This is a genomic window from Chryseobacterium cupriresistens (assembly GCF_046614675.1).
GTDB lineage: Bacteria > Bacteroidota > Bacteroidia > Flavobacteriales > Weeksellaceae > Chryseobacterium > Chryseobacterium cupriresistens.
This window is the reverse complement of record NZ_JBKKJT010000005.1, coordinates 405,102-419,040: the sequence shown is the minus strand read 5'-3', so window position 1 is coordinate 419,040 and position 13,939 is coordinate 405,102. Positions and strand designations below refer to the sequence as shown.

Genomic DNA, 13,939 nt, shown 5'->3' with positions numbered 1-13,939 from the left:
TCATCAGTGATGAGGCTTTTTATATGTTGATTGGTAACTATTAGATAGTCTGTTCCTGCAATTGAGGTCCTGAAGCTACTAATTTTTTACCTTCTTCAGTATCACAATACTGCTCAAAGTTCTTGATATATCTTGAAGCAAGATCTTTTGCTTTTTCTTCCCATTCTGAAGCGTTCTCATAAGTATCTCTAGGATCTAGAATACCTGTAGAAACGTTTGGCAATTCAGTAGGAATTTCAAGGTTCATGATCGGAACCTGAGTTTTAGGAGCATTATCAATAGAACCGTCAATGATGGCATCAATGATTGCTCTGGTATCTTTTAGAGAAATTCTCTTTCCGGTACCATTCCAACCTGTGTTTACCAGATAAGCTTTAGCTCCGTGCTCCTTCATTTTACCGATTAATGTTTTAGAATACATTGTTGGGTGCAATGTAAGGAATGCTTCACCAAATGCTGGAGAGAAAGATGGCTGAGGTTCAGTAATTCCCCTTTCAGTTCCTGCTAATTTTGATGTATAACCGCAAAGGAAGTGGTATTGAGCCTGATCTTCATTCAGGATAGAAACCGGAGGAAGTACTCCGAATGCATCTGCTGAAAGATAAACTATCTTTTTGGCATGACCTGCTTTGGAAGGCAATACAATTTTGTTGATATGATAGATTGGATAAGAAACTCTTGTGTTCTCAGTGATAGATCCGTCTGTATAATCCGCTACTCCATTGTTAACAACAACGTTTTCAAGAAGTGCATCTCTCTTGATGGCAGCAAAGATATCCGGTTCTTTTTCTGCAGATAAGTCGATAACTTTAGCGTAGCATCCGCCTTCATAGTTGAATACTCCGTTATTATCCCATCCGTGCTCATCGTCACCGATAAGGTATCTTTTAGGATCTGCTGATAAAGTTGTTTTACCAGTTCCTGAAAGACCAAAGAATAAAGCTACATCCCCTTTTTCTCCTACGTTTGCAGAACAGTGCATTGAGGCCATACCTTTTAATGGAAGATAGTAGTTCATCATGGCGAACATCCCTTTCTTCATCTCACCTCCATACCATGTACCTCCGATGATCTGTAGTTTTTCAGTAAGGTTGAACATGATGAAGTTCTCAGAGTTTAATCCCTGAGCTTCCCAGTTCGGGTTGGTAGTTTTTGATCCGTTGATAACTGTGAAATCCGGCTCGCCAAAGTTTTCAAGCTCATAGTGAGAAGGACGAATGAACATATTAGTAACAAAATGTGCCTGCCATGCTACTTCAACGATAAATCTTACTTTAAGTCTCGTATCCGCATTCGTTCCGCAGAATGTATCTACTACATAAATCTTTTTAGATCCGGCAAGCTGGTTCAGCACTAGTTCTTTACAAGACCCGAAAATTTCTGCTGTTGTAGGTAAGTTTACTTTACCATCCCAGAAAATTGTATCTCTTGTAACATCATCCTGAACAATATATCTGTCTTTAGGTGAACGACCTGTGAAAATTCCTGTTTTTACTGATACTGCGCCTGATTCTGTAAGCTCAGCTTTCTCAAACCCCTGATTTTCAGGAGAAACTTCAGCCTGATATAATTCTTCATAAGAAGGATTATACACTACTTCATAGTTTCCTTTAATCCCTAATTTCTCTAAATCCTGGATGATTTTAGTGTTTTTCATTTTACTTATATTTTCTATTTCTTTATTGCTTTCAACAAAAATAATATTAATTATTTGTTAAAGGTGGTTTAAATATACTGATATAAGTCAGAATGGCAAATAAAAAAACAGGATTGTAATATATTGATTATAAACCAATTATATTATCCCATTCAAAAACGGTCGTAAAACCTTTCTCCCAAAAATAGTTCTTATAGTCCCCAAATTTCGCACTCATCACAAAATCTCCACCCCATGCACCTAAACTTTTGACAAATGAAGGGCAATCTGAGAAAAATTTTTCTCTAACTGTGAGAATTTCAAGAAAATCGGCAATTTTTCGCTCATGAATCATCATTAATGCAGAAAAATTTTCCAATTCATCGCATAACATAATTTTCTTTGTGATATCCGAAAATTCATCAACCAATTCCGGGGACTTCTTTTTTGATTTGTAAAAATTGATTCCTTCTCTACTATCCTGCTTCTGATTTAAATGAATAAAAATCAGTTCATTTTTAAAGGACGGATTAAAATCTACTTTCTCATATTTTATCTCAGGTTTACTTTGGAAAAGCACTGCGGACTTTTCTTTTGCAACTGCAATGTCATATCCACTGCCTCCCAAGCTGATAGAGTTAAGATGGAAAGGATTAATCTCAGCCCATTCCGCAAGATTATTCATCAGCGTAGAACTGCTTCCAAGCCCATAATCCGCAGGAAACTGAAGATTTGTTTTTAAATAATAAGTAAGGTCTGTTTTGAATTTACTGTCAGAAAGCAGCTGAACATTTTGTAATGTTTTGGTAATAAACTCAGCGCTTGATGGAATATTGGTTTCTAAGATCTGCCAGTTCTTATAATCAATGACAGCTTTTAACCATAATGTATTCTGATGATAGGCTTCCCAAAGAATAAGAGATTTTCCATCTTCTTTTTCTTCAAAGAAAAACTCTTGTCCCAGCCTGGTAGGTACCGCTAAGACAAGAGCTCCATCGATTGCGAAATATTCTGAAGTAAGCATAAGCTTGCCCGGTGAAAAGATCGCGCTCATATTTTTTTATTTAGATTGCAGAAGTTGCTTCTACAGATCCGTCAATTTTTTTGATCAATCCCTGAAGGGTTTTTCCTGGTCCTACTTCCACAAAGTTAGAGGCGCCATCTTTAATCATATTCTGAACAGACTGTGTCCATTTTACTGGACCGGTAAGCTGAGCGATCAGGTTTTGTTTGATCTCATCAGGATTGGTTACCGCTGTTGTCGTGATATTCTGGTATACAGGAATAGTTGCTTTTCTGAATTTTGTCTTTTCGATAGCTGCTGCCAGTCTCTCCTGTGCAGGCTGCATCAATGGTGAGTGGAAAGCTCCGTTTACCGGTAACAGCAATGCTCTTTTAGCGCCTGCTTCTTTCAGCTTTATACAAGCATCTTCTACTGCAGGAGTTTCCCCTGAAATAACCAATTGTCCCGGACAGTTATAGTTAGCAGGAACAACAACCCCGCTAATCTGTGCACAGATTTCTTCAACCTTGGCATCATCCAATCCTAAGATTGCAGCCATAGAACTTGGATTGGCGTCACAAGCTTCCTGCATCGCTTTCGCTCTTTCAGAAACTAATTTCAAACCGTCATCAAAGGATAAAACTCCGTTGGCAACCAAAGCTGAGAACTCTCCCAAAGAATGTCCTGCTACCATTTCAGCACCAAGACCATTTACGGCTTTTAATGCTGCTACTGAATGTATAAATATTGAAGGCTGGGTAACCTCTGTTTTCTTAAGATCCGCATCCGTACCGTTAAACATAATGGAAAGAATGTCGAAACCTAAAATTTCATTGGCAGATTCCATCAGATCTTTAATATCTTTTCTAGAATCATACAATTCTTTTCCCATTCCTACGAACTGAGAACCCTGCCCTGGAAATACAAGTGCTTTCATGTATTAAATTAAATATTATGCAAATATAACTATAATGTTAACAATATTCGTTTTAAGTGCTATAAATCATTTATGGTACTAACCTGATTACTCTGTAACCTGTATTTACATAAGCACCGTTAGCTTTAGATTTTACAAACTCAAATTTGGTCGCAAGCTGAGTCTGAACTTTATTCATTTGTTTAAAGATCTCTCCTTTTTTATTTTCTCTGGTTAGCATGTCATTTACCACATCAAAACCTACGATCGCATATTTCGGTGGAGTTTTGCAGTATTTGCTTTTATAAGCAGCCAGAATTTCTTTCTCAAAGCTACCGTCTGTATTGATCTTTCTATCCATCAGATATACAAGACTTGCCTGGCTCAGCTCATCCACTTTCTTCTCGAAAACAGGAGAATAGAACATACTGAAGGCTTTTATACCCTGAACTTCTTTAGACATTGCAATCATTCTGTTGGCAAAAGCATCTCCTGCAGTATTATCATCATTTGCTAAAATGGCAATAACCGGTGCAGACTGTCCTGTCATCATATTCTGGTCCGGCTGAATATCTGCCGACGAATTAACAATAATGATATTAGGATTTTTCACCGCTTTTTCAAGTCCGGCTTTGATATAGTTGGCATCTTCTTTTTTAGCATCTGCCACTATATATATTTTCTGATCTGAATACACTGCTTTTACTTCTTCTACAATCTTATCAGCATACGTCTGATTGTTGGTTTCTACAATAATAAGGTTACTGTAGTTATAGAGTTCCGGAGAGTTGGCAAATGGTGCTACAATCGGGATTTTCTGATTTTTGGTGAAATCAAGAACATCAATTACATTGGATTTGAAGAAAGGTCCGATAATAAGATCTGTATTATCAGGATTAATCTGTGTCAAAGAGTTTTTGAACGAAGCTTCATTCCCTGAGTCTACTACTTTAATATCCAGTTTTTGTCCTCCTCTTGCATTTCTTTCAATAGCGAGTTTAGCTCCTGTCAAAAAGTCAAGTGCCATTCCTCTGTACTGAGTTTCATTGGTGCTGTACCCGAAAGGAAGCATCAGGATAACGCTTAAAGCATCACCATTCTTCTTTATGTATGCAGCATCCTGTTTTTTGATTTTTAAAACCATTCCGGTTTTCAGACCATGTGAAAGATCCGGGTTAAGAGCAATAAGTTCATCAATAGAAACACCAAATTTATTAACAATAGAGAATACTGTATCTCCCTGCTGGACTGTGTAGGTAACATAATCATCACCTGCAACAACAGTGGAAGCAGCGGTTGATTTTTCGTTGCCTGAATCCATTTTTGCTTTTGGATTTGAAGTTTCAGCAACAGTATCAGTATTATTGTTATTGGATCTTTTTATTGTTATGGTATCACCAGGTTTCAGTCCTTTTTCTTCCAATCCCGGATTTAAAGCATAAAGGTCCTGCTGGCTGATGCCAAACTGTTTTGTAATTCTGTAATAATTATCTTTTGCCTGAATCACATAAGATTCTCCTTCTGCAGCAGTAGTAGCAGATTTAGCAGCAGTTGCTGTTACTTTTTCTACAGGAGTTTCAACGTGCTTTTCTGCTGTTACAGTCTGTTGCTCGCCACCATATTTTTTTATACTGGCAAGAGGTAATGTGATTTCGTCTCCGATTTTCATGTGAGAATCCAGTTCAGGATTCAGTTTTCTTAAATCAGTTTCGGAAATTCTGTATTGTTTTGTAATACCATAGATGGTCTGCTTTGGCAGTAAAACAATTTTACCCAGAGAAGAAGCACCTGTAGTTGAAGTTACTTTTTGTGCCGGAACTGTTTTTGTTACAGCCGGAGTGGCTGCTTTTTCTGATTTTATCGTTAAAACATCTCCGATCGCCAGTTTGCCATCTTTATGTTTTGGGTTTAGCTTCAGCAATTCATCTACAGTCATTCCATACTTTTTGGCAATATTGTAAGGATTGTCACCTTGCACAACCGTATGTGATTTCTGGGCTGAAACTCCCAAAACCATACATAAACTGGATAGAATAAAAAACCTCTTTATCATATTCGATAATTATAATTTACAAAAATACTTCTTTAAAATTAAATGGCAACAATTATTAATTTTGAATCTTGAACCACCATTTCTTCCAAACAATTTTCAAGCCACGAATAGCCATAATCTGAAAAGAATACACTAAAGTTATATACCCTCTCCTGCCATGTTTTTGCGGGATGAACATCTAAAAACAGATTTTCAAGTCTTTCCAGCAATTCATTCTGTTTTATTTTTTCAGCATGAAGCAGTCGTTTTTTCATTCTTTTAAATGATTTCAGCTGTCGTACTTCTTCTGCCTTTACCATATTACCGAAAGATTTCTCCGTGGTTTCCGCAGAAGCTTTCAACGCAGAAAAATTGCTGATCAATACTTCTTCTTTTTCTTCCAGCAATTGTAGAACAGGATTATCTTTTAAAATCTTCCGATTCATAAGTACCGTGAAATTCTGGAAAAAATCTTCTATTTTAAGATCAAGCTTTTCTATTTTCCCTAAGGTTTTTTCTTTCAGAAAAAGCATAGAATTTCTTGGAATCAGGATAGGAAAAGGAATATTGATTTTTGAGAAATAATCCTTCAGTTCCAGCCAGTACATGATTTCTGCATTTCCACCAATATAAGCCAGATTAGGAAGTACGTTTTCCTGATAAACCGGACGCATTAATGCATTCGGACTGAATTTTTCAGGATGATTTTCCAGTTCAGCCAGAATCTCTTCTTCTGTAAACTGGATGGTCTTATCCACAATGATATACTTCTGACCATTAAATTCAATTCTGTCTCTGGTGTCAGAAAGATAGAAAAGGTTAATTTCACGAGGGTTTACCTGAACCTTTCCATATTTCTCAGTAAGAAAATCTACTTTGTCTTTGGAAGTTTTCTGTAAACTGAAGTTCAGAAGCTCATCTTTAAAAATCGTCTTCATCTGATTTTTGAGTTCTACAGAATCTCCATCCAGAATCAAAAGTCCGAATTCTGAAAAAAGACGGTTGACAAGAATCTTAATGGCTTCCGTTAAGGTGTTTCCTGCTTTATAAGCTTCCTTCATCATTAAAATCAGCTCTGTCCCGAAAACAGAATCTTTGAATTCTTTTTCAAATTCAGAAATAAAATAGGTATCACTGATTTCAATTCGTCCTACCGGGCCGCCGGATTTCCCGTTGGTTTCGTAATAGCTATTTTCAGTTTTAAAATGATTGATCTCGGCAAAATCATGATCCTCCGAAGCCATCCAATATACCGGAACAAAATTAAAATCCGGAAAATTTTCTTTCAGATAGGTGCATGTCTTTATTGTCTGAAGAATTTTATATACAAAGAAAACAGGTCCGGAAAACAGGTTCAGCTGATGCCCCGTTGTAATAGTGAACGTGTTTGGCTGTTTAATACTTTCAAGATTTTCTTTCTGCTTTGAAGAAAGAGTAAGACTTGCAAGCTGACTTTCAAATACATCAGCCAAAATATTTCTTTTCTCTGATGTGAAAGAATCTTTCTTCAGATGAATCTGCTGTCTGAAATGCTCTAAGGAAAATGTGTTATTTTCAAAACCCTCAATTTTCTGATGTAAAAAATCTTTTACCAGCTGAGGAATACTTTCTATATCGTTAAATGATATTTTATTAATTGTTTTCAACCTGTACAGTTTTTAGTTGAACAAATACCACACAATTCCGATATTCAATCTGAAATCATACACCGGGTAATGTGGAAATGCATATGCTTTGTTGTTGGAGATCACCGTTCCTATCTGCTGTCCTTCTATGAAAAAGAACATTTTCTTCACCTTCATATTAATATAAACATCGGCGATAGGCTGTCCTCCAATTGAAAATGAATCTGCTCTTGGCAGAATGTATTCATTAAGAACCGGGAAATATTCTCTTGAAGCGAATTTAGAGAAATAATATACTTTAACCCCTGCCTGAATTTCTGCTGCTTTTTTAAAGGCCTGTGTCTGATAAAAGAAGTTGGCCCTACCGATAAAACCAGGTAAAGGAAGCAGTTCTTTATTGGTTAAAGTATTCTGGAAATGCACTCTTGTATTCAGGTGAAATTTGTTGAAGCTGAATGTGGCATCTCCTCCGATCTGAGAAATATTCACCGAATTATTACTTTGCTTCGGACTTCCGTTACTATCAAAATAAGTATAGTTATCAATTCTGAAGTAATTGGCGAAAAGCTCTGTTTTGAACCATTTCAGATTGATACTTCCTCCTACTTCCATTACAGACTGGTTCTTCGCATCTTCAAGATAATAATTGAAATTGTTATAAACGGAAGTATTCAATAAATAATTGAAAGAAGGATAGGCACTCTGGAAGTTTACTTTTGCATTAACGAAATAATCTTTGACAGGCTCAAACTTCAGATTATTGGTTGTTTTCAGATAACTTTTAAACTGGCTTCCGTTTGAAAATTCCAGGAATGAATTCAATTGAATTTTGTTCCAAAGTTTTACCTGCAGATTTCCTACAGCTCCAATTCTGTTTTCTTTCAGTTCGCCAGGGAAAGGAACACCGTTCAGTGCAACAACATCTCTTATTCCTAATTTGATCATCTGATAACGTACCCCTGCATCCAGCTTGAATTTTTCATTATTAAAAATCAGGCTTACCGTATTGCTGAAGTTTTCGGAATATTTTTTTGTTGTCAGCGGGAAACCGTCTACCAGTTCAGCAGGGTCATTATACCAATAAGGCTCCAAGGCAGTTTGATTATAATAATATTTGTTCCCCTGATGAGAAATAATATGTCTTATACTGAAAGGGAATTTCCCGGAATTGAATGGCGTAAACTGATGACTCAGATAGTATCTTCTGTAAGAAAACTGTGAGCTTGAAGAGGCCAGATTTACCTGCGCATTTTGTCTGTTGCTATAATTACTGTCACCACTTTGAAACAGATTATCTTCGGTAATACCTCCACTCTCCTGATTATTTACATTCTGATGAAGATAATGGGCAAAAAGCTCATAATTTCCGCTTTTCGAAACATAGTGACCTGAGAATAGTGTATTGTTATTTGCTGACAATGAGTTTCTGTAAAGTCCCTGAGAACGAAGTCCCATATATTCAAGCGCAAAGTTGAATCTTTTTCCGATGTTCTGAGTATAGGTTGATTTCAGAGCAGCACCGTTTCGCATGGCATTATGATAAATAAATGATGCGGTAGGTGTTTTTACGTCGTAGTATTTCACATCATTGGCTCCAATGATCATGTAAGATTTATTGGAAGGAAGTAATGAAAGATTTTCTTCCGGATTTACTTCAAATACAAGAGGATTAAATCCTGCACCAATGTTGGCAGGCTGCACTCTCCCAAAATTATCTTTATTATTTTGCTGTGAAAAAATATAGGTTTTATCAAAAGTCATTACGGTATCAAAAACTTTCTTTTCAGAAAACTGAGTCTGATACTGGTAATCATTAATGGTGGGCTTAAAAATTTTCAGGGAATCTTTTTTCCCGGAATCTATCACAAGGGTATCTTCTTTTTTGGGCTGAGGCTTTGTCTCTGCTTTATTCATGACCTGAGCCTTGGCTACAAAACCTAAAGAGAAGAGTATGAAAAGGATGTACTTCATTATTCATTATTGTACAGCAAAAATAAGAAATAAAAGGACATAAAAAACCCCTGCTTTGAGCAGGGGTTCTATATCAAATGATTATTGTATGATTAATAACCAGGGTTTTGCTGTACACTTGCGTTACCAGCAATTTCACTACTTGGAATTGGTAATGTATATCTGTAATCACCATTCGTAAGATTGGATACATCCACAATATCATCTGTTGGATGTCTATTCATTGAAACTCCAGCTTTCACAGCAAGTCTTTTCAAATCTATATATCTGTGACCTTCAAAACAAAGTTCAATTCTTCTTTCATTCAGGATATCTTTAAAAGCAGCTGTTGCATTAGCATATACAGGAGCAGTTGTAGCAGTTCCCTGCGTATTTCTGGCATCTCTGATTGCCTTAATATAGTTTGCAGCCCCGGTAAAGTCTCCAGAATTAGCAGCGACTTCACTTAATATGAAATACATTTCTGAAAGTCTGAAAGATTTGATATCATTTCTGGTATTACTACCTGTTTTTCCTGGATACTTATCTACAATAAGTCTATCTAATCTGGTATTAACACCAGGGTTTTGATAATTAGGATTTTCAACAGTTGAAGGATCTATGAACGCGTATTTTCTAACATCATCCTGTAAACCTTTTAAAGTATTATATAGATTACGTCCTACAAACCACCATGGTGTACCCGTAATACTTGAGTTATTCAAATTGTATCTAGAACCTATAGCAATACCATTAGCTCCGGTAGCCTGTCTCCCTAAAGAGAAAATTGTTTCACCTCTGAATCCATCTCTATCATCCCATAAATTTCTGTATGGATTAAATGAATTTGATGTACTATAGAATGCACTATTCCAAGTTGAATTTCCAATTGTAGGAGCAGCTGTAGTTGTAATTGGAGTTCCAGGAGTTAAACTAAATGAAGCACCACTGACACCTGCAGTTGCATCAATAACAGCTTGCGCATCTATTTTTGCCTGTGCATAATTTCCTCTGTATAGATTAAATCGCGCACTTACAGCATTAACAAAGCTTTTACCTACATAATATTTATTTGCATCAGATTTTGCTGCGGCAGTGGTAGCAGAAGCATCAAGCTGCGTAAATGTATTTCTTGCAAACTGAAGATCACTGTTTATAAGTGTATAAATATCCTTATTGCTGACTCTAGGTCTTTGAACAAAATTTCCTTCATCTACCTTATCACTTAAAATAACTCCTAAGGCATTCTCATCTGCCATATTAGTGGAGAAATAAGTTTCTAATTCAAGATAACAGAAAGCTCTGATAGCTCTTGCCTGCGCAACAATTTTATTATAAGTAGTTGTTTCTGTTGGTCCATTAGGTGTAATTTTGGCTGCTCCTTCTAACAATCTGTTGATTCTGTTAATCGTTCTGTAATGAGATTGCCAGATTAATTCAGGATATGTTCCAACCCCACCACTTACAATGAAACGGTGTAATTGAAATTCCTGACCACCACTACCATCACCAGGCTTAACTTCATCCGTAATAACAGATGACAAATATACTTCGTTACCCGTTTCTAAAGTACCGTATACACTTCCGATAAGGAAAGCCTGCATACCATCAATAGTAGCAATAGCCTCTGAATCATTCAATTGACCTGGCTGTGTTGCATCTATCGCATCGCTACAACTATTAAGCAAAGGCAAAGCCGTTAATGTTCCTGCAATGAATAATAATTTTATTATATTTCTTTTCATTTTTTAAATTTTAAAATTCTACGTTGAAACCGATAGAGAATGTTTTAGGGTTAGGATAAACACTTAATGAGAAATCGGTAACAGGTTCTGGATCAAGCCCCTTCCAATTGCTCCAAGTAACTAAGTTCTCACCTTGAACAAATAGTTTTAATCCTTTAATAGGTAATTTTTCTAAACTAGCTTTTGGGAAAGAATACCCAATTGATATAGTTTTTAACCTGATAAAGTCTGTTTTATATAAATATCTGTCAGAACTTCCATCGGCCCCTGTATTATTGGCAGTAATAGATGGAAGGCCTGCATTTTTATTATCAGGAGTCCAAGAATCAAATAGATCAGCACTTACATTATTACCTGTACCGATACTGTTTGGATCAACCAACCATTGGTATAGGTTATCATACTGCCATCCACCAGCTTGCCATGAGAATAAAACATCAGCAAAAACACCTTTGAATGAACCATTCAAACCGAAACCTCCCTGATACCTAGGATAGTATGATTTTCCTGTTAATACTCTATCACTGTCATTAGGGTTTTCAGTAATATTACCATTTTTGTCTAGGAACTGCATTTCCCCAGTTTCTTTATTTACACCAGCATAACGGATAAGGTTCCATTGGAATGCTAATGATCCTGCAGCATTTACATTATCTGTCGGAGAATATCCGTATGGTAATTCAAGAATTGTATTCTTATTAAATGAACCGTTAGCAAAAACAGACAATCTGAAGTCTCCTTTGTTGAAAATATTATATCGTAGGCTAGCTTCAACACCGTTATTTCTCATACGACCGTTATTACCATCAATAGTAAACACGCCATTAGATGCTGCTGAAATATTTAATTTATTAAATAAATTCTCGGTAGTTTTGATATAGTAATCGAAGTTACCTTCTAACTTTCTATCAAATACAACAAAGTCTAAACCTACGTTAAACATTTTTTGAGTTTCCCAACGAACATCAGGATTTCCAAGAACAGTCAGCGATAAACCTTGCTGGTTCAAATAAGCTGTCGATGTTTGAAAAACATTTCTAAATAAAGTCGTTGTTGCTGGGTTCACAAGAGGATTTAAGTTATTTGCTGTAATTCCTAAGTTCTGGTTACCTTGAGTACCATAAGAAGATCTTAGTTTTAACATATCAAATACAGATCCCTCCATAAATGCTTCTTTATCAATATTCCATCTACCTGAAACGGCCCAGAATGTATTCCATCTGTTCTCCTTTGAGAATCTATATGCACCATCTCTTCTTATCATACCAGTGAAACCATATTTACCGGCATAATCGTAATCTGCAGTAGCAAAATAAGCTAAAGCACCAGCATTAACATTCTGTGCGGTAACATTCGGCACATATAAAGTAGGAGTAGTAGTACTGTAAGGAACATATCCTGTACCTGCTCCTAACACCCATGTTAATGGATTTAGACCGTTCTGCTGATACTGCTTTGTTCTGTAGTGAGCCTTAATATAATCTAAATATGCTCCAACTTCTAACGTATGATCTCCCCAAGATTTATTAAATGTTAAATTCGTAATACTGTTAATATTAAAATCTTTAACATTATTCAAAACTTCAATACCTCCATACGGGTCATTCCCAGCTTTAGCAACTAAAGCTAAATATCCATAAGGTGCACGTGCAAAAGCTCTGTCAGATTCTTTAAAATCTATACCAGATTTATGGCCTACTGTTAAATAATCGGTAAGTTTGTATGCAAAATTAACGTTTGCTAAAACACTGGTCTCAGTGTATACGTTTTGTACACCTCCATTAATAATATCTTGAGTAACCCAAGGAATTCTATCACTATATCCTGTACCAATTGCCTTATACATATCAGATCCTCTTGTATATGGATTAGGTTCTAAGTCTGGTCTAGCCAAAATTGAACTAAACAAAGGGTTTTGAAGTGGGTTAGCCACTAAACCAGCCACGTTTGTTTCTTGATCTAGCTGATGTCTTTTTGAATACCCAACAGCTAACTGGCTTCCATATGTAAATCTTCCGTCGTTTGATTTACCATTAATATTATTCCTAAAACTAAACCTTTTAAAATCTGTTGACTTCACAATACCTGTCATATCAAAATATCCCAGTGATGAGTAAACTGAAATATTTTTACCACCAAATGTCATTCCCAGATTATGTTGTTGAGTCATACCAGTCTGGAAATACTGTTTTTTCCAATCTGTATTAGGTGCATTTAGAATTTCTTCAGGTGAATATTGTTCATCTGGTCCATTGACAAATTCATTTTGTAAGCTTCTATACTGGCTTCCATTTACCAGATTGTAATTATGGTTAGGATAAGCAGAGAAACCAATTGTAGAACCATATGAAAGTTTCATCCCGCTATTATATGTACCATTTTTAGTAGTAATAATAACAACTCCGTTTGCTGCTCTGTTACCATAAATTGATGTTGCAGCAGCATCCCTAAGAACAGAGATAGTAGCAATATCTTCCGGATTTAGGTTTCTAAATTGCGTTCCATTTGTACTCATACCGTCGATTACATACAAAGGATCCATAGTTGAATTAAGAGAACCAATACCTCTTACTCTAACATCAATTCTACCTGAACCAGGTGAACCTGAACTAGAGTTAATGGTAATACCAGGAGCTGCCCCCTGTAATGAGTTTAGAAAAGAGGCATTTGGACGATCTTCTAAAACTTTTTCAGATATAGTAGTTGATGCTGCAGTTGACTTAGCTTTTGTAGCAGTCTTACTATACCCGAGCACAACAACCTCATCGATTTGCTTTACTTTAGATGTAGTATCTTTTTTAGCCGTTTGCGCAAAAGCTGCCTGTCCTAAAAAAAACAAAGCTCCAGCGCTTAATACACGTAATTTAACATTCATATTAACAAATTTTAATATATTTAATGGGCAAATATGTTAATAAATATTAACACATGCAAATTTTCACTTTCCCATATATGTCCTTCTCACGGCTGTATTTTCTTATTCTAAAATTTACATAATAAAGATTCACAATATTCAATGATTTCAGGAAGCT

Annotated in this window: 8 protein-coding genes; all 8 read right to left on the bottom strand. The window is 36.0% G+C overall.

The genetic code is table 11. The features are described 5' to 3' along the window. Positions 1–40 precede the first annotated feature (40 nt). On the bottom strand, positions 41–1,657 hold the full coding sequence (pckA, locus tag ACLI50_RS16320; protein WP_227941034.1) for a phosphoenolpyruvate carboxykinase (ATP): 1,617 nt from the start codon (positions 1,655–1,657) through the stop codon (positions 41–43). 127 nt (positions 1,658–1,784) lie between these two features. After that, entirely contained in the window at positions 1,785–2,690 is a 906-nt protein-coding gene (locus ACLI50_RS16315) for a GYDIA family GHMP kinase (RefSeq protein WP_411414238.1), read from the bottom strand. Between the two features lie 10 nt (positions 2,691–2,700). Further along, a complete protein-coding gene (gene fabD, locus ACLI50_RS16310) occupies positions 2,701–3,576 on the bottom strand; it encodes an ACP S-malonyltransferase (protein ID WP_411414237.1) in 876 nt (291 codons plus the stop codon). Positions 3,577–3,646: 70 nt separating this feature from the next. Beyond that, on the bottom strand, positions 3,647–5,608 hold the full coding sequence (locus tag ACLI50_RS16305; protein ID WP_411414236.1) for a LysM peptidoglycan-binding domain-containing protein: 1,962 nt from the start codon (positions 5,606–5,608) through the stop codon (positions 3,647–3,649). 38 nt (positions 5,609–5,646) lie between these two features. Then, positions 5,647–7,233 (bottom strand): bacillithiol biosynthesis cysteine-adding enzyme BshC, encoded by a 1,587-nt coding sequence (bshC, locus tag ACLI50_RS16300; RefSeq protein ID WP_411414235.1) that lies wholly within the window; start codon positions 7,231–7,233, stop codon positions 5,647–5,649. 12 nt (positions 7,234–7,245) lie between these two features. Beyond that, on the bottom strand, positions 7,246–9,183 hold the full coding sequence (locus tag ACLI50_RS16295) for a putative porin (protein ID WP_411414234.1): 1,938 nt from the start codon (positions 9,181–9,183) through the stop codon (positions 7,246–7,248). Positions 9,184–9,275: 92 nt separating this feature from the next. Further along, positions 9,276–10,907: a RagB/SusD family nutrient uptake outer membrane protein gene (locus tag ACLI50_RS16290; RefSeq protein WP_411414233.1), complete on the bottom strand. Its 1,632-nt coding sequence runs from the start codon at positions 10,905–10,907 to the stop codon at positions 9,276–9,278. Positions 10,908–10,917: 10 nt separating this feature from the next. Then, positions 10,918–13,782 (bottom strand): SusC/RagA family TonB-linked outer membrane protein, encoded by a 2,865-nt coding sequence (locus ACLI50_RS16285; RefSeq protein ID WP_411414232.1) that lies wholly within the window; start codon positions 13,780–13,782, stop codon positions 10,918–10,920. Positions 13,783–13,939: the final 157 nt, after the last annotated feature.

Bases quoted from the DNA above. Each gene is read 5' to 3' on its own strand.
- ACLI50_RS16290 (WP_411414233.1), bottom strand. From the start codon at position 10,907: ATGAAAAGAAATATAATAAAATTATTATTCATTGCAGGAACATTAACG.
- ACLI50_RS16305 (WP_411414236.1), bottom strand. From the start codon at position 5,608: ATGATAAAGAGGTTTTTTATTCTATCCAGTTTATGTATGGTTTTGGGA.
- ACLI50_RS16315 (WP_411414238.1), bottom strand. From the start codon at position 2,690: ATGAGCGCGATCTTTTCACCGGGCAAGCTTATGCTTACTTCAGAATAT.
- pckA (WP_227941034.1), bottom strand. From the start codon at position 1,657: ATGAAAAACACTAAAATCATCCAGGATTTAGAGAAATTAGGGATTAAA.
- fabD (WP_411414237.1), bottom strand. From the start codon at position 3,576: ATGAAAGCACTTGTATTTCCAGGGCAGGGTTCTCAGTTCGTAGGAATG.
- ACLI50_RS16295 (WP_411414234.1), bottom strand. From the start codon at position 9,183: ATGAAGTACATCCTTTTCATACTCTTCTCTTTAGGTTTTGTAGCCAAG.
- ACLI50_RS16285 (WP_411414232.1), bottom strand. From the start codon at position 13,782: ATGAATGTTAAATTACGTGTATTAAGCGCTGGAGCTTTGTTTTTTTTA.